The organism is Micromonospora inyonensis, assembly GCF_900091415.1.
GTDB classification, from domain to species: domain Bacteria; phylum Actinomycetota; class Actinomycetes; order Mycobacteriales; family Micromonosporaceae; genus Micromonospora; species Micromonospora inyonensis.
Genome location: NZ_FMHU01000002.1, coordinates 805,211 through 826,975, shown reverse-complemented (window position 1 = coordinate 826,975; position 21,765 = coordinate 805,211). Strand labels below are relative to the sequence as shown.

At 72.8% G+C, this 21,765-nt stretch carries 20 protein-coding genes and 2 pseudogenes; 10 read left to right on the top strand and 12 right to left on the bottom strand.

From position 1 onward, the window contains the following. Positions 1-199: 199 nt before the first annotated feature. Both GA0074694_RS18690 and GA0074694_RS30980 read right to left on the bottom strand, forming a co-directional pair. Positions 200-886 carry a hypothetical protein gene (locus tag GA0074694_RS18690; protein WP_091460157.1) on the bottom strand — a complete coding sequence of 229 codons (687 nt, stop codon included), beginning with the start codon at positions 884-886 and terminating at the stop codon, positions 200-202. Continuing rightward, the gene (locus GA0074694_RS30980) at positions 886-1,086 is read right to left on the bottom strand and encodes a hypothetical protein (protein ID WP_141714191.1); all 201 of its coding nucleotides are present in this window, start codon (positions 1,084-1,086) and stop codon (positions 886-888) included. The genes GA0074694_RS18690 and GA0074694_RS30980 overlap by 1 nt, the downstream gene beginning before the upstream one ends. A gap of 312 nt (positions 1,087-1,398) precedes the next feature. On the opposite strand from GA0074694_RS30980, the gene GA0074694_RS30975 reads away from it, so the two are divergent. From GA0074694_RS30975 to GA0074694_RS18685, 3 genes are all read left to right on the top strand, one after another. Beyond that, a complete protein-coding gene (locus tag GA0074694_RS30975; RefSeq protein WP_141714190.1) occupies positions 1,399-1,761 on the top strand; it encodes a hypothetical protein in 363 nt (120 codons plus the stop codon). Positions 1,762-1,885: 124 nt separating this feature from the next. After that, entirely contained in the window at positions 1,886-2,062 is a 177-nt protein-coding gene (locus GA0074694_RS31770) for a hypothetical protein (protein ID WP_176738004.1), read from the top strand. A 10-nt stretch (positions 2,063-2,072) separates the two neighbouring features. Next, positions 2,073-3,383, top strand: a complete 1,311-nt coding sequence (locus tag GA0074694_RS18685; protein ID WP_245715010.1) for a TROVE domain-containing protein — start codon at positions 2,073-2,075, stop codon at positions 3,381-3,383. A 172-nt stretch (positions 3,384-3,555) separates the two neighbouring features. On the opposite strand, the gene GA0074694_RS18680 is transcribed toward GA0074694_RS18685, so the two are convergent. After that, positions 3,556-4,176 carry a DedA family protein gene (locus tag GA0074694_RS18680; RefSeq protein WP_091460155.1) on the bottom strand — a complete coding sequence of 207 codons (621 nt, stop codon included), beginning with the start codon at positions 4,174-4,176 and terminating at the stop codon, positions 3,556-3,558. Positions 4,177-4,266: 90 nt separating this feature from the next. After that, positions 4,267-4,962 (bottom strand): class I SAM-dependent methyltransferase, encoded by a 696-nt coding sequence (locus GA0074694_RS18675; protein WP_245714791.1) that lies wholly within the window; start codon positions 4,960-4,962, stop codon positions 4,267-4,269. Between the two features lie 160 nt (positions 4,963-5,122). Here GA0074694_RS18675 and GA0074694_RS18670 point away from each other — a divergent pair, with 160 nt between their 5' ends. Further along, positions 5,123-5,326 carry a cold-shock protein gene (locus GA0074694_RS18670; RefSeq protein WP_088983014.1) on the top strand — a complete coding sequence of 68 codons (204 nt, stop codon included), beginning with the start codon at positions 5,123-5,125 and terminating at the stop codon, positions 5,324-5,326. Positions 5,327-5,373: 47 nt separating this feature from the next. Here the strand turns inward: GA0074694_RS18670 and GA0074694_RS18665 are convergent, their stop codons facing one another. Next, positions 5,374-6,996 (bottom strand): CocE/NonD family hydrolase, encoded by a 1,623-nt coding sequence (locus GA0074694_RS18665; protein WP_091460152.1) that lies wholly within the window; start codon positions 6,994-6,996, stop codon positions 5,374-5,376. Next, the gene (locus tag GA0074694_RS18660; RefSeq protein ID WP_091460149.1) at positions 6,997-7,512 is read right to left on the bottom strand and encodes a MarR family winged helix-turn-helix transcriptional regulator; all 516 of its coding nucleotides are present in this window, start codon (positions 7,510-7,512) and stop codon (positions 6,997-6,999) included. Between the two features lie 137 nt (positions 7,513-7,649). Between GA0074694_RS18660 and GA0074694_RS18655 the strand changes: the two genes are divergently transcribed. Next, positions 7,650-9,776: an MMPL family transporter gene (locus tag GA0074694_RS18655; RefSeq protein WP_091460146.1), complete on the top strand. Its 2,127-nt coding sequence runs from the start codon at positions 7,650-7,652 to the stop codon at positions 9,774-9,776. A 50-nt stretch (positions 9,777-9,826) separates the two neighbouring features. Here GA0074694_RS18655 and GA0074694_RS18650 read toward each other — a convergent pair whose 3' ends face one another. The 4 genes and pseudogenes from GA0074694_RS18650 to GA0074694_RS18640 form a co-directional block, all read right to left on the bottom strand. Further along, positions 9,827-10,888 (bottom strand): PhoX family protein, encoded by a 1,062-nt coding sequence (locus GA0074694_RS18650; RefSeq protein ID WP_218105728.1) that lies wholly within the window; start codon positions 10,886-10,888, stop codon positions 9,827-9,829. Continuing rightward, positions 10,885-11,301, bottom strand: coding sequence for an alkaline phosphatase PhoX (locus GA0074694_RS32285; RefSeq protein ID WP_218105727.1), 417 nt, complete (start codon positions 11,299-11,301; stop codon positions 10,885-10,887). Before GA0074694_RS32285 ends, GA0074694_RS18650 begins: the two co-directional genes overlap by 4 nt. A gap of 123 nt (positions 11,302-11,424) precedes the next feature. Continuing rightward, a pseudogene (locus GA0074694_RS18645) lies at positions 11,425-12,237 on the bottom strand (lytic transglycosylase domain-containing protein). Next, positions 12,218-13,618 (bottom strand): annotated as a pseudogene (locus GA0074694_RS18640) (DedA family protein); the annotation flags it as partial. The pseudogenes GA0074694_RS18645 and GA0074694_RS18640, both read right to left, overlap by 20 nt. A gap of 134 nt (positions 13,619-13,752) precedes the next feature. On the opposite strand from GA0074694_RS18640, the gene typA reads away from it, so the two are divergent. From typA to GA0074694_RS18625, 3 genes are all read left to right on the top strand, one after another. Then, entirely contained in the window at positions 13,753-15,621 is a 1,869-nt protein-coding gene (typA, locus tag GA0074694_RS18635; RefSeq protein WP_091460140.1) for a translational GTPase TypA, read from the top strand. A gap of 64 nt (positions 15,622-15,685) precedes the next feature. Then, positions 15,686-16,531 carry a serine hydrolase gene (locus GA0074694_RS18630; RefSeq protein ID WP_091460138.1) on the top strand — a complete coding sequence of 282 codons (846 nt, stop codon included), beginning with the start codon at positions 15,686-15,688 and terminating at the stop codon, positions 16,529-16,531. 65 nt (positions 16,532-16,596) lie between these two features. Then, complete coding sequence (locus tag GA0074694_RS18625) at positions 16,597-17,274, top strand: lysoplasmalogenase family protein (RefSeq protein WP_176738003.1); 678 nt, start codon at positions 16,597-16,599, stop codon at positions 17,272-17,274. Here the strand turns inward: GA0074694_RS18625 and GA0074694_RS18620 are convergent. Then, complete coding sequence (locus GA0074694_RS18620; RefSeq protein ID WP_091460132.1) at positions 17,243-18,040, bottom strand: tyrosine-protein phosphatase; 798 nt, start codon at positions 18,038-18,040, stop codon at positions 17,243-17,245. The two genes, GA0074694_RS18625 and GA0074694_RS18620, sit on opposite strands and share 32 nt — an antisense overlap. A gap of 41 nt (positions 18,041-18,081) precedes the next feature. On the opposite strand from GA0074694_RS18620, the gene GA0074694_RS18615 reads away from it, so the two are divergent. Both GA0074694_RS18615 and GA0074694_RS18610 read left to right on the top strand, forming a co-directional pair. Next, positions 18,082-19,179, top strand: coding sequence for a mandelate racemase/muconate lactonizing enzyme family protein (locus GA0074694_RS18615; protein ID WP_091460130.1), 1,098 nt, complete (start codon positions 18,082-18,084; stop codon positions 19,177-19,179). A 58-nt stretch (positions 19,180-19,237) separates the two neighbouring features. Beyond that, positions 19,238-20,185: a C40 family peptidase gene (locus GA0074694_RS18610; RefSeq protein WP_091463379.1), complete on the top strand. Its 948-nt coding sequence runs from the start codon at positions 19,238-19,240 to the stop codon at positions 20,183-20,185. Between the two features lie 87 nt (positions 20,186-20,272). Here GA0074694_RS18610 and GA0074694_RS18605 read toward each other — a convergent pair whose 3' ends face one another. Next, complete coding sequence (locus GA0074694_RS18605) at positions 20,273-21,271, bottom strand: TerC family protein (RefSeq protein WP_091460128.1); 999 nt, start codon at positions 21,269-21,271, stop codon at positions 20,273-20,275. Between the last annotated feature and the right edge of the window lie 494 nt (positions 21,272-21,765).

Sequence of the window (21,765 nt, the reverse complement as noted above, 5' to 3'; positions counted from 1 at the left end):
TCGAGGTCCGCTGACCACTGCGCCGCCTCAGTGCGGCTGACCTCCCCGCGCAGAAGAGCCTTGTACGGGCAGAGGTGGCGGGTGCGAATCTCGGCCACCCCGGTTGTCAGCGGGTGTTCTCACTGCTCAGGCCGCATGCTGACAGCCTATCGGTCGACGTTGTCGCGGTCGCAGACGAGCCACAGCCAGGGAGCGGGCGTCACCGGCGGGTCCTCTTCCGGGCACGGGTGCGTCGGAATGGTCGGCGGTTGCCGGCACCCAGGCGGCCCCACAGGGCGAGAGCCCACGCGATGGAGGCGAGGATCGCGGCGTTACGTGGTTCTTCCCAGCCGGTCCAAGCGTTCCGGCCGAGCCACCACAGAACAGCCCACAGCAGCAGCCACAGCGCGGCCCACGCGGAGATGGCGGTCTGGTACTTCCTCCACCAGCGGGTGAGCTGCGAAGGGGGTGCGGTGCGTCGGACTGGGCGCGGTGCGGCAGTGGTTCGGGGTGCCCGCTGGCGGGGCACCCGTACGTTCCGCTGCGGCTGCACCCAGCCGGGGTCGCGGGCCTGCCGTTGGAGGACTGCCCGGCCGGGTGGGATCCGGCCTGGGTTGGCCAGGTTCCCGTCGACGTTGTACAGCGGTAGCTCGGTTTCGATGGCCCTGCGCTCGGCGGCCAGCACGGAAGCCTTGTGGGGGAAGGTGATGGGGTCGACCTCCCACACGAGGATGGTGTCTGCCCACGGCTGCTGGTAGATGTGCTCCATCAGCCGCTGGAACGGCAGCCGTCCGGTCTCCCCGATGTACCCGAGGGCGCGCTCACCGGTTTCGGGGTGGCGCACCCAGAACCGGTAGAGGGCGCAGTTCCGTTGACCGGAAACAGCCGACGCGGAACGATCAGTCATCAGGCAGCCACCTCCCGGTTGTCAGCCAGCACATACTGACCGTCACCGGCCGATCGCACCACCCCGTGCGTCTCCACCAGCTCGTTGAGCACGTTGTACACGTGACGTCCGGGGTAGTCGGTCGCCTCCGGGTCGCCACGCCCTACCTGCGTCGCCGCACCTTCGGTCGCGACACCCGGAATATGTGGCGAGAACTCCACCGACAGGCACCGCGGCGAAAGTAATGCCCCCACCGGTCTCCGTATGCTGGCTTACCCCACCGAAGAGCGGAGAGTAGCTTGAACTGGATCAATGCCGACCGCTGCCGTCATCGTCGCCGCCCTCGCGCTTCTCACATCCATCGCCGCCGTGATCGTGGCGATCATCTACGGTGGCCGGTAGTCAAGAATCGCAGCAGCGGCCAAGGAAGAGGCACGCCGTTCCGCAGACGCCGCCGAAAGGCAGGCGAACATCGCCGCAGAGGCGAAGGGGCAGCGGACGCCTCCGTCGCTGAGGCCCGCACGATGAGAAGGATGGAAGCCCGCCGGCAACACAGAGAAGGCGCTCTCAAGGACCTCAAGCTCCGCCAAGTCGAGCTACGCCACAGTCGTGGCAGCCGGTCCACGTTGCTGCTCGAGCTCACCAACGAAGGCAGTCAGCCGTACGACTACGACATCGCCAACGACCATCAAGCGCCCAGCGCACGACTCGCAACCCGAGGCACCATCAAATCAGGAGAATCCAGAGAAATCACCATACATAGGATTTTCCCCGACATCCGGATTGAAGGTCTCTTCAACGGCGAATGCCCATGCGACGAGCCACACAGCGCGCGATGGCACTGGCGCACCACCTATGAGGTCAACCCTGAGCGAGAAGCCACCTCTGCCGAATAGCAACAGCTCACCGTCGAGCCTGTGCACACACGCTTGCGACACAGCCCCAACCCTGCGCCGCAGGCCTGCCCGTGGGTAAAGAGCGTCACCGGTTCAGCGAGGGCGGCGGACGGAACCAGTCGGCTTGACGATCACCGCCACCAACGGGCAGACCGTGCACCTCGGCATGGTCCTCGGAGCCTCCACCACGATGGCCGTGCACTGCGAAACCGAAAGGCTGGGCGCAGGATACGCTTCGGGCGGACCGGTCGACGCCAGCCCGGCCGACCACATCGGCTCGTCGGTGGGACATGCCGGGTGATAGCTTGGCGGTGGCCGTCGACGATCCGGAGTGGACCGGCGAGTTCCTGCGCTGGCTGCGCGGCGACGCGAACCTGCGCAGCGCGGCTCTCGTCGGCGCGTTGGAGGCCGCCAAGGCCATGGTGTCGGCCGGGATTCCCGGTTCCCGCCGTATCGTCGCCGACGTGCTACAGCGGGCGGACGAGCCGGGTGAGGCACTCGCCTACTGGACGTCCCGCCACGGCCGCGCCGTGCCCAAGCCGGTCAAGCGGGGCGTGGCCGATTCCCTGCTCCGCCTGTACACCGAGCGGTCCCTGCTCAAGTACGACACCGCCAGCAAGGGCTTCCGGTTCGGTGACGTCGTCGACCTCGTGCACCCGAGCGCGGACACCACGTGGCGGGGTGACCTCTTCGCGCACGCCCTGGACCGCCGGCACCACCGCGACAAGCCGATCCCGGACTCGCTGCCGGTGCTCCACCGCAACGTCGCACTGCGCTCCGCCGCCGTCGCCGACCCGACGGTGCTGCTCGACGCCGACCGGCTCCGCGAGGCGGGCATGACGTGGGAGGACGCCCTGTCCCTGGCCGGTGACCGGGTCGACCGGGCGAAGCTGTGGGAGGCGCTCGTCCCGTCCATGGGCTACATGGCGCTCCTGCGGAACCTGCGGAACTTCGACCAGGCGGGCGTCTCCGACGAGGTGGCCGCGACCGTGGCCGCCCGGCTGGCCGACCCGGCCGAGGTGGCGCGGTCCCGGCAGATGCCGATGCGGTTCCTGTCCGCGTACCGGGCCGCCCCGTCGCTGCGGTGGTCCCACCCGCTGGACCGGGCGCTCACCCATGCCCTGGCCAACGTCCCGTCCCTTCCCGGTCGGACGCTGGTCATGGTCGACACGTCGGGCAGCATGACCGACACGTTCTCGAAGGACGGCACCGTCCGGCGCTGGGACGCCGCCGTCGTCTTCGGGGTCGCCCTCGCCCAGCGGTGTGCCCGCGCGGACGTGGTGTCCTTCTCCTCGACGGCCCGGAGCTGGGGTGACCCGGAGCGCGCGTACACGAAGGTGTTTCCGCTCCGGACGGGCGAGTCGCTGCTGCGGTCGATCGAACGCTGGCAGGCGGGCGGCTGGTTCCTCGGCGGTGGCACGGCGACCGCCGCGGCGCTGCGCAAGCACGTCGGCCGGCACGACCGGGTGGTCGTGCTGACCGACGAGCAGGCCGGTGTCGGCGGCGACGAGGTGACCCGGTCGGTGCCAGCCACCGTGCCGTTGTACACCTGGAACCTGGCCGGCTACCGACGGGGTCACGCCCCGTCCGGCGTGGCAACCGGCACGTGTTCGGGGGGTTGACGGACGGCGCGTTCCGGATGGTGCCGCTGACGAGGGGGGCCGGGCGGGTGCGTGGCCGTGGGTGCGGAGCCGGTGACCCTCGCGGCCACGCCGCCGGACCACCCCGGGTGACCGGCCACCCGGTCCGGTGCGGCCCCGGCCGGCGCGGTCGCGCCGTCCCGTCGTCTCGTCGCTACGAGGCGTTGGCGGCGACGGCCGCGCCGCGCAGCCGGCGACGGCTGGCCAGGAGCACCACCGTGCCGAAGATCATGCCGAACCCCAGGGTGCCCCAGGCTGCGGAATCCCCCGGCAGCAGGCCACCCAGCGACCGGGCCAGCGAGCCGAGCACGACGTAGAGGCCCGCCCAGAGCACCGCCCCGGAGGCGGCACAGGCCACGAAACGGCGGTACGGCATCCGCAGGCCGCCCGCCGCGAGCGGCAGCAGCGCGTTGAACACCGGAAGGAAGGGCGCGACCAGCACCATCCGGCCGCCGCCCCGGTGCAGGATCCCCTCGGCGGCCGCCCAGCGGTCCTCTCCGATCCAGTCCCCGATCCGGCTGGCCCGCAGCCGTCCCCCGTAGTGGCGACCGACCAGGTAGCTCGCGGACCAGCCGGCCAGGCAACCCCCGACGACCGCAGTGAACGAGGCGAACGTCGCGGCGGGCTGCCCCACCCCGACCGCCGCCAGCACCGCCACGTCGCCCGGGACGAGCACACCGAGCAGCGGGATTGCGTCGAAGAGCATGACCACCCCGAGCACCCCCATCAGCAGCACGGTGGGGAGCTCTCCGATCTGGGCCAGCCGATCCGTCACGCGGATGAGGCTATGCCGGGGTCACCACCGTACACATGGGGCTTTGGCCCCGGCTTTTCCCTGAGAACGACCCGGACCGGGGCTCGGGTGTCACCCGGGACGGCGGCGCGGGCGCATGATCCGCACCCGGCGCACCGGCGCCTCGACGGCGACCTCGGTGCTCGGGACCCGGTAGACGGCGAGCGCCTCCAGCCGTTCCTCCGGCAGGTAGCCCCGGCCGGGGTCGCCGACCAGCACGTCCACGCCCCGAGCGGCGACCCGCTCCAGGAAGGGCAGCACCCGGTCGGTCATCGGCCGGTCGTAGAAGACGTCCCCGGCCAGCAGCAGGTCGACGTCACCGCCGTCGGTGTCGAGCAGGTCGGTGGCGCTGGCGTCGACGGCGACCCGGTTGGCGTGGGCGTTGAAACCCACGGCGGCCACGGCGTACGGGTCGATGTCGCTGGCCCGCACCTGCGCCGCCCCGGTCAGGGCGGCGGCGATGGCCACCAGCCCGGAGCCGGTGGCGAGGTCGAGCACCCGGCGTCCGGCGGCGACCCGGGGATGGTCCAGCAGGTAGCGGGCCAACGCCTGGCCACCGGCCCAGGCCGAGGCCCAGTACGGGGCGGGCAGCCGGTGTCCGGCCGCGGCCTCCATCCGGGCCCACCAGAGGATGGCGTCCTCGGCGACGTGCAGCCGCACCTCGGGCACCAGGGGGGTCGGTGCCAGTCGCAGCCGGTCAGGGCCGTGTCCGGGTGCGTGGATTTCCCGCCGCAACGCGGCGGCGGCGTCCCGCGTCGCGCCGTCCATTCGGGCAAGCATGCCGTCATCGACCCGGCGACGGGGCGGTTTCACGAATCGACCCGGCACTTCGGCCAGCGTACGGGGGCGCGGGAGGCTACTGTCGGGGAGGTACAGGGCGATCATCGGCCAGACGCCGGTGGTCACCCATGGCAACAGGGAGAGATGCATGGCAACCGGCACGGTCAAGTGGTTCAACTCTGAAAAGGGCTTCGGCTTCATCGAGCAGGATGGCGGAGGGCCGGACGTCTTCGTCCACTACTCGGCGATCGCGACGAGTGGCTACCGGGAGTTGAACGAGGGACAGAAGGTCGAGTTCGAGGTGACCCAGGGTCAGAAGGGTCCGCAGGCGGACAACGTCCGCCCGCTGTAGACCGTGCCGGTGGCGGCGCACCTTCGGGGGCGCCGCCACCGCGTGCGTCACGGCACCGGCAGGTGCACCGCCGACGGGTGCGCCGGGTCGTGCAGCACCTCCCGCCAGCCGGCCCGCAGGGTGACCGCCGTACCGAGCGGTTCGCCGGTGCCGGGGTTGCGGGCGTACCGGGGGTGGGCGCCGCCGGTGACCTGCACCCGTAGCCGGTGGCCGGGTGCGAAGCGGTGCGCCACGGGCCAGAGCGGCACCGGCACCCGGACCGCGCCGGTGTCGTCGGTCGGGAAGCGTCCCGGCCAGAGCCGCACCAGCCCGTCGCAGACGTTCCACGACCGGCCGCGCGGGTCCACGTCGCAGAGGCGGACGAAGACGTCCAGGTACGCCAGTTCGCTGCGGACGTACACGTCGGCGTGCACCGGGCCGACGACCTCCAGCGGCGCGGCCAGCGGGGCGCTGGTGAAGGTGACCACGTCGGGACGGGCTTCGACCGGACGGTTGTCCACCGGTCCGGCCCGCTGCGCGACCAGCAGCGGCCCGCCCAGGGACGGGGTCGGGTCCGCCGGATCGTAGCGGAACCGGTCGGGGGGCGACTCCGTCGACGGTTCCGGTCGCAGCGCCGCGCCGGGGTGCAGGTGCCAGCTGCTCCGTTCACCCGGCGGCGGCCAGTCCGGCAGGACCCGCCAACCGCCGCCGTCCCCGCCGACGTGCACGCGGACCCCGGCGGTGTCGGCGACAGGGCGACGACCGGCGAGGTGGGTGTCGAGCCAGTCCAGCCCTTCCCGCAGCGCGGCGAGCAGCAGCCCGGGGCTGCCGTGCGTCCACGGGCCGACGGTCAGCCGGCACGGGGTGCCGGCGGCGCGCAGGACGGCGTGGTCGGCGAGCTGGGCGGGGAGGAAGATGTCGTGCCACCCGCTGACCATCAGCACCGGGGCGCGCACCTCGGCGAGCCGGCTGTCGAAGACCCGGTCCCGCCAGTACGCCGCGTCGGGCGTGTGGTGGCGCAGCCACTCCTGGAAGAACGGGACGGTGACCCCGGTGGCGATCCGGTCCGCCTCGGCCAGCGGCAGGTGGGCGAGGGCGGCGGCGAGGCGGGGCTGACCGCGTTTCAGTTCCCACTGCCGGGCCAGCCAGGGCACGGTCTGGGCCTGGAGCAGTTCCGCCCAGGTCAGTACGGTGTCCAGCGAGAACGACTCCCCCGCGTACGTGGAGTCGCGGGTGGTGGAGGCGGTCACCACCGCGACCATGGCGCGCAGCTCGTCGCCGGCCTCGGCGGCCAGCGCCCACTGCACGAAGCCCTGGTAGCTGGCGCCGAACATGCCGAACGCGCCGGTGTACCAGGGTTGCCGGCGTAGCCAGTCGAGGGTGTCGAGGCCGTCGGCGCGCTCGTGCACGAGGGGCTCGAAGGCGCCGCCGGAGCCGTAGGTGCCGCGGCAGGACTGGACGACCACATGGTAGCCGTGGGCGGCGACGAGCCGGCCGAGCAGCCGCATCGGCCCGCCCCGCCCGTACGGGGTGCGGATCAGCACGGTGGGGGCGTCGGGTGGGTCGGGCGCGTAGTGGTCGGTGCGCAGGGTCACCCCGTCGCGGACGCGCACCGCGATGTCCCGCCTCAGGGTGACCCGGGCGCGGGCCGGGGGCAGTCGCAGCAGGCCGGAGGCGAGCCGGGTGAGCATCTACTCCGCCCGGCGTCGGGCCGGTTCGCCGCGGGCGGCGCGGACGTCGTCGCGGTGCTGCCGTAGCGAGGCGCTGATCCCCACCATGAACCGGTGCACGATCTCCAGCTCGTCGTCGGTGAACCCGGCCATCACCGCGTCGGTGCGCGCGCCGAGCGGCCGGAAGAACTCCATCGCGACGGCGGCGCCCTGCTCGGCGTAGTGCAGCAGGATCTTGCGCCGGTCGGTGGTGTCCCGGTCGCGGCGGAGGTGCCCGGCCCGTTCCAGGCGGTCGACCAGGGCGGTGACCGAGCCGGAGGAGAGGTCGAGCTGCTCGCCGAGGCGACCGGGGGTGATCGGGTCGCCGCGCAGTTCGGCGTCCATCACCGCGATCAGCGCCTGGAGGTCGGTGCCGCCGAGCCCGTGCAGGCCGGCGAAGGCGTGGGCGACGTGCTGGGCGTCCACCGCGTACCGCCGGAGGTCGTTGGTGATCTCGGCGACCAGGTGCTCGCGTGGGGTGTCGCGCCGCCGGTACATCCCGTGCCCTGCCACGTTGCGTCGCTTCTCCCCGTGTCGTTGTCCCGGTTGCAGCATAACTCAGCAGTCGTTAATCTCGGCCATCAAGATACTTGGTGGCTGAGAATTTACCCGTTAAGAGACCGTGAGGCAGCCCGATGTCCGTCTTCACCCGCGTCGCCCGCAGCCGACTGGCCGCGTGGCTCACCGTGGCGGCCGCGATCGTGATCGCCGGAACCGTCTTCGGTCTCCCCCGACCCGACAATCCCGCCCCCGTCTCCGCCACCGGCCTGTCGGCCGAGTGGGAGTCCACCCAGGCCGAACGCCTCCAGGACCAACTGCCGTCCCGCGACGTCCAGGCGGCGATCGTGGTGGTCAGCCGCGCCGACGGCGGCCCGCTCACCGGGGCCGACCGCGACCGGGTCACCGGGGCCGTCGGCGACCTGGGCCGCTTCGCCGTCGGCGGACGGATGGCCCCACCGCAGGTCTCCCCGGACGGCACGGTGGCCCTGCTCGCCGTGCCGATGTCCACCACCGACGGCCTGGAGGCCGTCGCCGCGCGCGTCGGCGACCTGCGCGACAGCCTGACCGGCCTGCCCGACCCGTTGCGGGCCGAGGTCACCGGGGCACCCGCCTTCGCCACCGACCTCAGCCAGGTCTTCGAGGGCGCGGACGTCACCCTCCTCGCGGTCACCGCCGGTGTGGTGGCGGTGCTGCTGCTCATCACCTACCGCAGCCCGTTCCTGTGGCTGGTGCCGCTGGCCATCGTGGCCGCCACCGAACAGACCACCATACGGGCCATCGAGACCATCGTCCCGGCGGTCGGCATCAACCTCCAGAGCGGCGAGGTCACCGGCATCGCCAGCGTGCTGGTCTTCGGCGCCGCCACCGACTACGCCCTGCTGCTCATCGCCCGTTACCGGGAGGAACTGCGTCGCGAGGCCGACCGGTTCGCCGCGATGCGGGCCGCCCTGCGCCGTACCGCCGAGCCGATCCTGGCCAGTGGCGGCACGGTGGTGCTCGGGGTGCTCACCCTGCTGCTGTCCGAGCAGGAGACCAACCGGGCGCTCGCGGTGGCCTGCGCCACCGGCGTGGTGTTCGCCATGCTCTCCGCGCTGCTCGTCCTCCCCGCCGCGCTGCTGATCTTCGGCCGGGGACTGTTCTGGCCGTTCGTGCCCCGTGTCGGTGGCGAGGCCCGCGAGGGCCGGCTGTGGGGCCGGCTCGGCGAGGCGGTCATCCGCCGGCCACTGCCGGTCGCGGCGCTGGCCACCCTCCTGCTCGCCGGCCTCGCGCTGGGCGGGCTCGGCATCCGCACCGGCCTGTCCGAGACCGAGCAGTTCCGGGTGGAACCGGAGGCGGTCGCCGGGGCGAAGACCCTCGCCGGCGCCTTCCCGGCCGGTGCCACCCAACCGGTCGCCGTCCTCACCGCCCCCGGCGCGGTGCGGGCGGTCACCGAGGCCGCCGCGGCCGTACCGGGGGTCTCCTCCGCCCGCCCCGGCGACGCCGGGCAGGCCGTCGCCCAGGTCGACGTGGTGCTCGACGCCGAACCCGGCACGGCCGCCTCCGACCGCGCCGTCGAGGCGCTACGGGACGCGGTCGCCGCCGTGCCCGGTTCCGCGCCCCCGGTCGTCGACGGCGTCGGGGGGTTCTCCGGCGCGGTGGTCGGCGGCACGGTCGCCGCGACGTACGACTCCGACCGGGCCGACGACCGGGACCGGCGGCTCATCCTGCCGATCATCCTGCTGCTGGTCCTCGCGGTCCTGGTGGCCCTGCTCCGCGGGCTGCTCGCGCCGCTGCTGCTGGTGCTGACCGTGGTGGCGTCGTTCTTCGCCAGCCTCGGCGGGGCGTGGCTGCTCTTCGACCACGTGCTCGGGTTCCCGGCGCTGGACAGCGGTGTCCTGCTGATCGCCTTCGTGTTCCTGGTGGCCCTCGGGGTGGACTACAACATCTTCCTGGTCACCCGGGCCCGGGAGGACGCCCGGCGGACCGGCACCCGGGACGGGATGCTCTCCGCGCTGCGGGTCACCGGCGGGGTCATCACCAGCGCCGGGGTGCTGCTCGCCGCGGTCTTCGCCGTCCTCGGCGTCCTGCCACTGATCCTGCTCACCCAGATCGGCGTCATCGTCTGCGTCGGTGTCCTGCTCGACACGTTGCTGGTCCGCACGGTCCTGGTGCCCTCGCTGGCGTTCCTGCTCGGCGACCGGTTCTGGTGGCCGGGGCGGATCCGCCGGGAACCCGCCGCCGACGCCGCCACCGACCGGGCACCGGTGCCCGCCCGGGACTGACCCCGCACCGGGTGGACGGCGGAGGAGAGCCGGCCACCCGGTGCGGCCCGTCAGACCCCGAGCCGGGCCCAGTCGCCCCAGATGGCGAAGGTCATCCCCCGGCTTGCCTGGATGTTGACGAACAGGGTGTGCCCGTCCGGACTGAACGTCGACCCGGCGAACTCGTCGTTGGACCGGTCCGCACCGGTGCTGCTGGTCAGCCGGTTCAGGGCGATGTCGAACAGGTCCCCGCGCGGGGTCAGCCCGCGGATGAAGTTGTCCGACGTGTTGTCCTCGCAGACCACCAGCGTGCCGCGCGGGCTGGTGGTGACGTTGTCCGGGAAGTCCAGCACGTCCGGGCCGGGCGACTCGTAGACCAGGCGCAGCACCTGCGACCGGCAGTCGTACGCCCACACCTGGCCGTGCCCGTTGCCGTAACCGTCGACGATCGGCCCGACGGACGTCTCCGCCGCGCCACCGCCCTGGGTGGAGGTGAAGTAGACGACGCCGTCGTCGTACACCGCCCCCTCCAGGCGGGAGAAGTACGCCGCCCCCTGCGCCCAGCCCTGCCGCGCGACGTGGGTCAGCGCGGTGTCGTTGCTGGTCGGCGCGGGCTGCCCCGGCGTGTACGGGAACGCCGGCGCCGGGTCGTCGACGTCGACCCACTCCACCCGGTACGTCGCGTGCCGCCGCTGCGCGGCGGCCAGGTTCCGGTTGGGCCGCCCCCGCACCGCCAGCATCTGCAACCGGCCCCCGTCGGCGAGCCGGCCGGTCCGCATCGGGTCCTGCGGCGGGGTGTACCGGTAGAAGCCGGAGGCGTAGCCGAAGTTGTCCTCGGTGAGGTAGAGGTGCCCGCCGCGCGGGTCGTACGCCACCGACTCGTGGCAGAACCGGCCGGCGGCGGTGACCGGCTGCCGGTCGCCGCGCCCGTCGGCGGGCACCTCGAAGACGAACCCGTGCCGCTTGGTCAGCGACACGTTCGGCGCGCCGGTGTAGTCCGGGCCGACGTCCGGCCCGTTGACCGTCTCCTCGCAGGTGATCCAGCTGCCCCACGGCATCCGCCCGCCGGAGCAGTTCATCATCGTGCCGTTCAGACTGGTCCAGGAGCGCCGGACCTCACCGAACCGGGTCACCTCGACGGTGGTGGTGCCGCCCGGGCCATCGGGTCGTACGCCTCGGCGGCGTCACCGAAGGCCGGAACGGGCCCGTTGATCTCGTGGTTGCGGACCAGCCGCACGGTGCCCCCCGGCCCCGGGAAGGCGCCCATGCCGTCGTGCCGGCCGGGCAGGACGGTGCCGTCGTCGAGCGTCACCGGGGACTCGGTGTCGTGGAAGGACCGGTACTGGAAACCGTCGGGCAGCCAGAGCCGCACCTTGCCGTCCCGCAGGTCGGCCACCGGTTCGAGAGCCGGACGGGGGCGGGGCCGCCGGCCGGCCGCACCGGCGGCGTCACGGGCCACGAACCCGAGGAACGGACCACCGAGGACCGCGCCGCCGGCCACCACGGCCGCACCGCGCAGCAGACCACGCCGGTTCACGTCGGACATGAGGGGACTCCTTCGTCGCCGGGTCGGTCAGCGGACACCGACCGCCCCCGTGATCCTCGCCATACCGATCGACGTCGGCAACCTCACGGCCACCCGGAGTTCACGCCATTGTTCGCCCGGATGTCAGTAGTCCAGGCAGACGCACTCGGTCATCAGCGCCCGCACGTTGCGCACGTACCCCGGGTTGGGCACGGTCAGCGGCTCGCCCTCCCGGGCGACCGCGTGGTGGCCGTAGTTGTACGCGGCGATCACCGCGTTGAGCAGGCAGGAGTCCAGTTCGGCCGAGCACAGGTCGGCGTCGAGCCGGTAGTCGGCGTCGAAGTACATGTCGCCGATGTACTTGGTCAGCCACGCCAGGTACGTGCCACCCAGGTAGGCGTTGTCCCGGTAGTCGCGCACGTCGTACGACTGGCCGAAGCGCTGGTTCATCCAGTCCGCGGTACCCGGCATCACCTGCATCAGCCCGATCCCGCCGTCGCAGGCGACGATGTTCGACTGCCAGCCGCTCTCCTGCCAGGCGGTGGCCTTGACCAGGTTCAGCGGAATCCGGATGTCCGGCGCCGACGTCGGCCAGTACGTGCGCGCCGCCGCGTCGGCCAGCGCCGACTTCACCTGCGCACGGCTGGCCTGGGTGCCGGAGTACGTCGGCTGGCATCCGCTCGGGGCGGGCTTCGGCGGCGGTGGCGGCACCTTCGTCTCGATCGGCGGCTACGGGGTGGCCCGTGGCCCGGCGGTGCGCCTCGGGGCGGGTTTCGCCGTCGGCGACGGCGCGAACACCCGCATGCCCCCACCCTTCCCCCCGTGTCGAGGCCGCATCCTAGCAGCCATCCGGCCGTCCGGATGTCCCGTACGCGAGCGGGCCGGGTTCGTCGCCACCGGCCGGCGAGGACGGCACGGCACGGCCGTCGACGGGTGGGGCGTGGGCACCGTCCACAACGGCCGGACCGGCCGGTTCGGGCGGGCGGGGGGCGGGGGCCAGCGCCTCGGTGCGCTGGGCACGGTCGTGGGTGGCCCAGGCGACCACGAAGACCACCGTCCAGAGCACCCCCAGCAGGACCGAGCTGACCGCCCCGCTGGCCGAACTCAGTCCCAGGTAGAGCCGGGCCAGACCGATGCCGGCGCTGCCGACGACCGCGCCCGTCCACCCGGCCACCGCCACCGGCCAGCGGGCACCCCGGGCCAGCAGCCACGCCAGGGTGCAGAAGCCGGCCGAGACCACCGCGATCTGGGTGGGGAACAGCAATGCCTCCGACGGCGAGGTGAGATCGGTCACCACCGCCAGCACCACCAGCGGCACGAACGCCCCCACCGTCCCGAGCAGGCCGAGCAGGTCCGCCCGGTAGGTCCGTCGCCGCCAGGCGAGCACCCCGGCGACCAGTGCGACCACCAGGATCAGCACCGGCCCCCGGAACGCCGACACCACGGCCAGGGTGACGTCCACCGCCCCCGGGGTGCGCCGGGACGCGAACCACTGCGCGATCGCCGCGTCCACCGAGGCCAGGCCGCTGTGCCGGACGACCGCGCCGAGCAGCCAGGCGATCACCAGCCCGGCACCGAACAGCAGCGCCAACCCGGCCGTCACGTTCAGCAGCAACGCCCAGATGGCGCCGATGCGGGTGCCGAGCAGGAACAGCAGGATGCCGTACCGGCGGGTCACCCAGCTCAGCGGCGGCACCGCCAGCGCCCGGTCGAACAGCGCCCGCGCCGGGTCCGGGTTGCGCCCCAGCCAGCGGCCGGCGAGCACGATCGCCAGCACGCACCCGGCCAGCACCAGCACCGCGCCGGTGGCCCGCCCCAGGTACGCCGAGACCGTCTCGTACGACTCGCCGGCCAGGTAGCCGACCAGCACCGAACCACCCACCCAGGTGACCACGCCACCGACGTTCCAGGGGAGGAACCGGCGGTACGGCAGCCCCGCCGCCCCCGCCAGCCGGGGCACCAGGGTGCGGGCGAAGGCCACCCAGCGGGCCGCGAGCACCCCCCGCCCGCCCAGCCGCTCCAGCATCGCGTCGGCACGCCCCCACCGGTGCGGACCGACCCGGGCACCCCAGCGGGAGGCGCGCAGCCGGGGGCCGTACCGCCGACCCGAGCGGTAGGCGAGGGTGTCCCCGAGCACCGCGGCGGTGATCATGACCAGCATCGCCGGTCCCAGGCGCAACGTGCCGGTGAACGAGAGGAAGCCCACCAGCAGCAGCGTCGCCTCGCCCGGCGCGACCAGGCCGACGAGCAGCGCCGTCTCCCCGGCGACGATCAACGCCGCGGCCAGGTAGATCAGCTCGGCCGGCAGGTGTTGCAGCAGGTTCACCAGATCGTGCACTCAGGCCCCCGACACACGACGGTCAGCATGCCAGCACCTGTACCGAGTGTGACAGGAGTTTCACGGGGAATCCGGGCCCGCTCCGGGGTGACCCCGACGCCGCCCCTGATCCGGCGGACGAGAGGATGGAAACCATGCAGCTTCGCACCGACCTCCGCAACGTCGCCATCATCGCCCACGTCGACCACGGCAAGACCACGCTGGTCGACGCCATGTTGCGGCAGGCCGGCGCCTACGGCGCCCGTGGCGAGACGACCGAGCGGGTGATGGACTCGATGGACCTGGAACGGGAGAAGGGCATCACCATCCTCGCCAAGAACACCGGGGTGCGTTACCTCCCGGCGGACGGCTCCGGCCCGGTCACCATCAACATCATCGACACCCCCGGCCACGCCGACTTCGGCGGCGAGGTCGAGCGTGGGTTGACCATGGTCGACGGGGTGGTGCTGCTCGTGGACGCCAGCGAGGGCCCGCTGCCGCAGACCCGCTTCGTGCTCCGTAAGGCGTTGAAGGCGCGGATGCCGATCATCCTGGTGATCAACAAGGTGGACCGCCCGGACGCGCGGATCAAGGACGTCGTCGACGACACCTACGAGCTCTTCCTCGACCTCGACGCCGACGAGGAGCAGATCGACTTCCCGATCATCTACGCCTGCGCCCGCGACGGCATCGCCTCCCTCACGCAGCCCGCCGACGGGGCCGTCCCCGACGACAGCCACAGCCTCGAACCGCTCTTCCGCACCCTGCTCGACACCATCCCGCCGCCCACGTACGACGAGGACGCCCCGCTCCAGGCCCACGTCACCAACCTCGACGCCTCCCCGTTCCTCGGCCGCCTCGCGCTGTGCCGGGTCCGGCAGGGCACCATCCGCAAGGGCGAGACCGTCGCCTGGTGCCGCACCGACGGCACCACCGCGCGGGTCCGCATCTCCGAGCTGCTGATGACCGAGGGCCTGGAGCGCAAGCCCGCCGACTCCGCCGGGCCGGGCGACATCATCGCGGTCGCCGGCATCCCCGAGATCATGATCGGCGAGACCCTCGCCGACGCCGAGGACCCCCGCCCGCTGCCGCTGATCACGGTCGACGAGCCGGCCATCTCGATGACCATCGGCACCAACACCTCCCCGCTGGTCGGCCGGGTGAAGGGCGCCAAGGTCACCGCCCGGATGGTCAAGGACCGCCTGGACAAGGAACTCGTCGGCAACGTGTCACTGCGGGTGCTGCCCACCGAGCGCCCGGACGCCTGGGAGGTGCAGGGCCGTGGCGAGCTGGCCCTGGCCATCCTGGTCGAGCAGATGCGCCGGGAGAACTACGAACTGACCGTCGGCAAGCCGCAGGTGGTCACCCGCGAGATCGACGGAAAGACCTGCGAGCCGGTCGAGCGGCTCACCATCGACGCCCCCGACGATTACCTCGGTGCGATCACCCAGCTCCTCGCCACCCGCAAGGGCCGGATGGAGCAGCTGGTCAACCACGGCACCGGCTGGATCCGGATGGAGTGGCTGGTCCCGGCGCGCGGCCTGATCGGCTTCCGCACCGAGTTCCTCACCGAGACCCGGGGCACCGGCATCCTGCACCACGTCTTCGAGTCCTACGAGCCGTGGTTCGGGGAGCTGCGCACCCGCAACAACGGCTCCCTGGTCGCCGACCGCGCCGGCGCGGTCACCGCGTTCGCCATGACCAACCTCCAGGAGCGCGGCCAGCTCTTCGTCGAGCCGGGCACCGAGGTGTACGAAGGCATGATCGTCGGCGAGAACTCCCGCTCCGACGACATGGACGTCAACATCACCAAGGAGAAGAAGCTCACCAACATGCGCTCGTCGACCGCCGACGAGACCGAGAAGCTCATCCCGCCCCGCAAGCTCTCCCTCGAGCAGGCGCTGGAGTTCTGTCGCGAGGACGAGTGCGTCGAGGTCACCCCGGCCGCCGTCCGCATCCGCAAGGTCGTCCTCGACCAGACCCAGCGCGGCCGGATGGCCGCCCGGCGCAAGCACGCCGGCTGAGACACCGGTCGCGGGGGCCGCGCCGGCCCCCGCGACCCGCCGGCCATCGGCTACGGTCACCGCCATGACCTGGGACGACCTCGACGCCCGCCTGGCGGCTGTGCCCGGCACCGTCTCGGCACACGTCGGTCGCCCCGGCGCCGACCCCACCTGGACCCACGCCGCGCACACCCCCCACTACGCGGCCAGCACCATGAAGGTCGCCGTCCTCGCCGCCCTCTACCGGGCCGCCGACGCCGGCACCCTCGACCCGGACACGGCGGTGCCGGTGCAGAACGACTTCCCGTCCGCCCACCCCGACGGGCCGCGCTTCCGCCTCACCCCGGACTACGACAACGACGACGCCGTCTGGCAGCGCCTCGACCGCACCGCCCCGCTGCGCTGGCTCGCCGAGCGCATGATCGTCCGCTCCAGCAACCTGGCCACCAACATCCTCCTCGGCCATGTCGGGTTCCCCGCCGTCGCCGACGTCTGGACCCTGGCCGGCGCCCGGCACAGCGTCACCCGGCGGGGCATCGAGGACTCCGCCGCCCGCGCCGCCGGCATCACCAACCTGGTCACCGCCGCCGACCTCGCCGCCCTGCTCGGCGCGCTCGCCGTCGGCGCCACCCGCCCCGGCCCGGTCGCCACCCCCACCAGCTGCGCCACCATGCTCGACGTGCTGTGCGCCCAGGAGTTCCGCGAAGACCTTCCCGCCGGACTCCCCGCCGGGGTGCCCATCGCCCACAAGAACGGCTGGGTCACCGGCGTGCGGCACGGCGTCGGCGTGGTCCTCCCCCACGACGCGCCCCCGTACGTGCTCGCCGTCTGCACCACCACCGACCTCACCGACACCGACGCCTGCCGGCTGCTCGCCGACGTCTCCGCCCGGGTCTGGGCCGCCCGCCACGACCTGCGCCCCGCTCCCTGACCCGGTGCCGGCGACCGGCCCGGCCGCCACCCCACCCCGCTCCCCACCCCCACCAGGAGCCCCAATTGGGCCACCACCGGCTGCCGCTGCTCGTCTTCGCCGTCCTGACGGTGGCGAACCTCACCGCCGTCGCCACCGACCACCGCCTCGGCGTCCTGCTCAGCAAACCGCTGCTGATCCCGGCGCTCGCCGCGTACCTCACCCTGGCCGCCGCCGCCCACGGTCGGCGACCGGACCGGCTGGTCCTCGCCGCTCTGGTCCTCTCCACCGGCGGCGACATCGCCCTCCTCGTCGACGGCACCGCCGCGTTCCTCGTCGGCATGGCGCTCTTCCTCGGCGCGCACCTGTGCTACATCACCGCGTTCACCCGCCACGGCGCCGCCCGGCGGCTGCTCCGCCCGCCACTGGTCGCCATCCCGCTCGGGTACGCCGTCGCCACCACCGCCGCCCTGGCCTGGATGTGGCCCGGCCTCACCGACACCGGACTGGCCCTGCCCGTCGCCGGCTACGCCGTCGCGCTGGCCACCATGGCCACCACCGCCGCCGCGCACGGCCCCCGCGTCGCCCTCGGCGGCGGGCTCTTCCTCCTGTCCGGCCTGATCATCGCCACCGGCGTGGCCGACGTCGGCCAGCTCCCCGGCCACGGGGTGTGGGTGATGGCCACCTACTGCCTCGGGCAGGCGCTCATCGTCACCGGCTGGGCCGCCCGGCTCACTCCAGCAGGTTCGCCCGCACCGCGCTGACCAGCTCGTCGGTCACGCCCAGCCCGTCGCGCAGGTACGCCTCGAACGACCCGTGCACCCGGGCCACCTCGTCGTAGGCGGCGTCCAGGTACTCCGGCCGGACCTCCAGCACCGGCCGCACCGCGTCCACGTCCAGCTCCGGCCGACGCCGCCGCATCGCCTCCAGCAGCACCTCCCGCAGGCTCACCGTCAACTCGTTGTGCCGCAGGTAGTCGGCGCGGATCGCCGCCCCGTCCACCCCCAGCACGGTCAACAGCACCACCGCCAGCCAGCCCGTGCGGTCCTTGCCCGCCGAGCAGTGGAACACCAGCGGCAGGTTCGCCGGGTCGGCAGCCAGCCGCAGCGCGGCACCGAACCCGCGCCGCGCCGACTCCCCGGTCACGAACCACCGGTAGATCGCCGCCATCGCCGCCGGGGTGCCCCGTTCCGCCAACGCCCCGTACGCCTCCAGGTCATGCCCGAGCAGCAGCGCCGAGACGTAGGTGAAGACCGGGTGCGCCGCGTCGTGCACCGGCAGGTGCACCACCGTCGGCCCACCGGGCAGCCGGTCCGGCGGAGCCTGCGCGATCTCGGCGGCATACCGCAGGTCGACCACGCACGCCGGGGCCAGCGTCGCCAGCACCGGCAGGTCCTCGTCGGTCAGCCGCCCCAACGCCGGCGTACGGAGCAGCAGCCCCGCCCGCACCCGCCGCCCGTCCGCGCCCACCAGACCACCCAGGTCCCGCGCGTTCGGCGCGCCCACCAGTTCCCACTCCCGCACCGTCATCCGGCCCCCCCTACCCGCGTCCGTCCGTATAGGGTGCCGCAATGTCGATCGCTGCTGTCCGCACCCACCGACTCTCCGCCCCGCTGCACACCCCCTTCGTCACCGCCCTGCGCCGCACCACCACCGTCGAGACCCTCGTCGTCGAGGTCGTCGACGAGGACGGCCGCTCCGGGTTCGGGGAGGCCCCGCAGGTCTGGCAGGTCACCGGCGCGTCGATCGACGGCTCCCGCGCCTGCGTCCACGAGATGCTCGGCCCGCTGATCGCCGGACGCGACGCCGACGACCCCAACGCCCGCTGCGCCGAGATCCAGCGCGCCGTCGCCGGCAACGAGGCGGCGAAGGCCGCCGTCGACACCGCCCTGCACGACCTCGCCGCCCGCCGTCTCGGCGTACCCCTGGTGCGGCTGCTCGGTGGCACCAGGCGGCGCGTGCCCACCGACGTCACCGTCTCCGCCGGGGACGCGGTCGACCTGGCCGCCACCGCCCGGCACCGCGCGGCCGACGGCTTCACCGTGCTCAAGCTCAAGGTCGGCACCGACGCCGCCGGCGACCTGGACCGGGTCCGCGCGGTCCGCGCGGCGGTGGGCCCCGGGGTGCGGATCCGCCTCGACGCCAACCAGGGCTGGACGCCCCGCGAGGCGGTCCGGGTCATCCGCGGCATCGAGGACGCCGGGCTCGACGTCGAACTGGTCGAACAGCCCGTCGCCCACTGGGACCTGGACGGGCTGGCCTGGGTCAGCGACCGGGTGGACGTGCCGATCCTCGCCGACGAGTCGGTCTTCGGGCCGCGCGACCTGGTCGAGGTGATCCGCCGCCGCGCCGCCGACCTGGTCAACGTCAAGCTCGCCAAGGCTGGCGGACTGCGCCCAGCCCGTGCCCTGCTCGACCTGGCCGCCGCCCACGGCGTCGGCACGTTGGTCGGGTCGATGATGGAGAGCCAGATCGGCGTCGGCGCCGCCGCCAGCCTGGTCGCCGCCTACGGCACCACCGTCGTGCCCGACCTCGACGCTGCCTGGTGGCTGGCCTGGTCGCCGGTGCGCGGCGGCATGCGGTACGACGGCGCGACCGTGGTGCTCCCCGACGCACCCGGTCTCGGCGTGAAGGGCATCGATGAAGCAAAGATTCAGCCACGTGCTTGATGACCGTCGGAATCTTTCATAGGGTCACCGCAACGCCCCCCGACGCCTGGGAGTGCACGTGGAACTGCGAGCCGGCCAGCGGGCCGTCGTCCGGGTCGGCGTAGCGACCCTCTGGAGCGGCCCCGAAGCGGTCCGCCCGATCGACGCCCCCGCACTCGGCGCGCACGTCGACACCGCGGCCTGGATCGCCGGCATGGACACCGACCAACAGGTCGGCGACTGCGTCCTGAGCCAGCTGCTGCTCGGCGAGGAGGTGCTGGTCACCGAGACGGGCCCCCACGGCTGGGTGCGGGTCGTCGCCGTCGAACAGCCCGCCGTCGACCTCGACCCACGCGGCTACCCCGGCTGGTTGCCCACCGGCCAGCTCGCCGCCGCGCCCACCGGCACCCCGGCCGTCACCGACCCGCTGGTCGTCGACGCCACCGACCCACTGGTCGTCGACGCCACCGTCACCGCCCTGCACGCCACCCCGCACGGCGACGTCCGGATCTCCGGCGTCGTCCTCGGCACCCGGCTCACCCCCGCCGGTCCGGCCGTCGACGGCTGGCGACCGGTACACGCCCCCGGGCATCCCGAACCGCTCTGGCTCCCCGACCACCACACCGTCCCCCTGCCGACCCACCCCCCGGCCCCGGAGGAGGTGCTCGCCGTCGCCGAGCGCCTCCGCGACGTCGTCTACATCTGGGGCGGCACGTCCCCCGCCGGGATCGACTGCTCCGGTCTGGTGCACCTGGCCTGGCGGCGGTTCGGGGTCCGGCTGCCCCGCGACGCCGGGGAGCAGGCCGCCGCGACCACGCCCGTGGAGTTCGGCACCGAACGCGTCGGCGACCTGTACTTCTTCGCCCGGAACGGCAGCGGGATCCACCACGTCGGCATCGTCAGCGCGCCACCGCGCCCCGGCGACGACCGCCGCATGCTGCACGCCTGCTACCAGCGCCGCCGGGTGCTGGAGGAACGCCTCCCCGACGACCGGACCGCCACCCTGGTCGGCGTGCACCGCGTCTGAACCCGGCGGTCACCGGCCGACACCCCGGCCCGCAGACGCCCCGAGGCGTCCGTCGGATCCGGCGGACGCCCCGAGGCGGCGAGTCGGTCAGTGCTTGACGACCAGCAGTTCGCGGCGGCGGTCCCGGGACGACTTGATCAGACTGGCGATCGTCGCCACGGCGAGCGTGCCGAGGATGACCGTCAACGAGAGCCAGATCGGGATGTGCGGGGCCCAGCTGACGTGCTCGCCACCGTTGAGGAACGGCAGGTTGTTCTCGGCGAGGGCCTCCAGCATCAGCTTGACGCCGATGAAGCCGAGCACCACGGCCAGTCCGGTGCTGAGGTAGATCAGGCGGTCGAGCAGACCACCGAGCAGGAAGTAGAGCTGCCGGAGCCCCATCAGCGCGAAGACGTTCGCGGTGAAGACCAGGTACGGCTCCTGGGTGATGCCGAAGATCGCCGGGATCGAGTCCAGCGCGAAGATCAGGTCGGTGGTGCCGATCGCGATCATGACAATCAGCATCGGGGTGAAGAGGCGCTTACCGTACAGCCGCGTGGTCATCTTCGCGCCGTCGTAGCCGTTGGAGATGGGCAGCGCGCGCCGGCTCCACCGAATCAGCACGTTCTCGGTGAACTCGTCCTCGTCCGGCTCGCCCTGCCGGGCCAGGTTGATCGCGGTGTAGATGAGGAACGCACCGAAGATGTAGAAGACCCAGGTGAACTGCGAGATCAGCGCCGCGCCGGCCGCGATGAAGCCACCCCGCATGATCAGCGCCAGCACGATGCCGATCAGCAGCACCTTCTGCTGGTACTGCCGGGGCACCGCGAACCGGGCCATGATGATCACGAATACGAAGAGGTTGTCCACCGAGAGGCTGTACTCGGTGAGCCAGCCGGTGTAGAACTCACCGGCCACCTTGCCGCCGCCGAACACCCAGAGGCCGACGCCGAAGAGCAGGGCCAGACCGACGTAGAATCCCACCCAGAGGCTGGACTCGCGGACGCTGGGCTCATGGGGGCGACGGCCGATTACCAACAGGTCGAAAACCAGGATCGCGGTCAGCGCGATCAGGGTCACGGCCCAGACCAGTCCGGACACGTTCACAGCATATCCTCCGGCAGACACACAGCGACAGGCACACCGCAACCCCGTCGGACAAGGGGCATGGCAGGGCTCGGTGTGCCGGTGACGCTGACGTTGGTGACTGTCGGAGGTCTCTCCCGCCACCGCTCCGCGGACGGATCGGTGACCGATGGTGCCGGGTCGACCGTCGGGGACGTTCGACCGTGCTGACGACACCGTCGCGAGGGATACTCCCCTCCTCAGCGGTCATTGTTCACCATGCACGCCTCCCGGCGCATCTTCCGGCACGACGAATGCCGACCACGTCACGTTCTCTTGCCTGTCACCGGCTCCGGGGCTCCGGAGCGGGCGGCCCGGCGTTCCGGCGTGCCACCAGGGGTGATGCGCGCGGTAGGGCGCGAGGTGACACATCGCGTTTAGCGTCCTAGGAGGCTAGGTGCAAGCTGGCGAACCCCGGGGCTGTTCGGGGGCGACCGGCACAGCCGACATCCCCTGTCCAGCACAGCCGTCGCCCA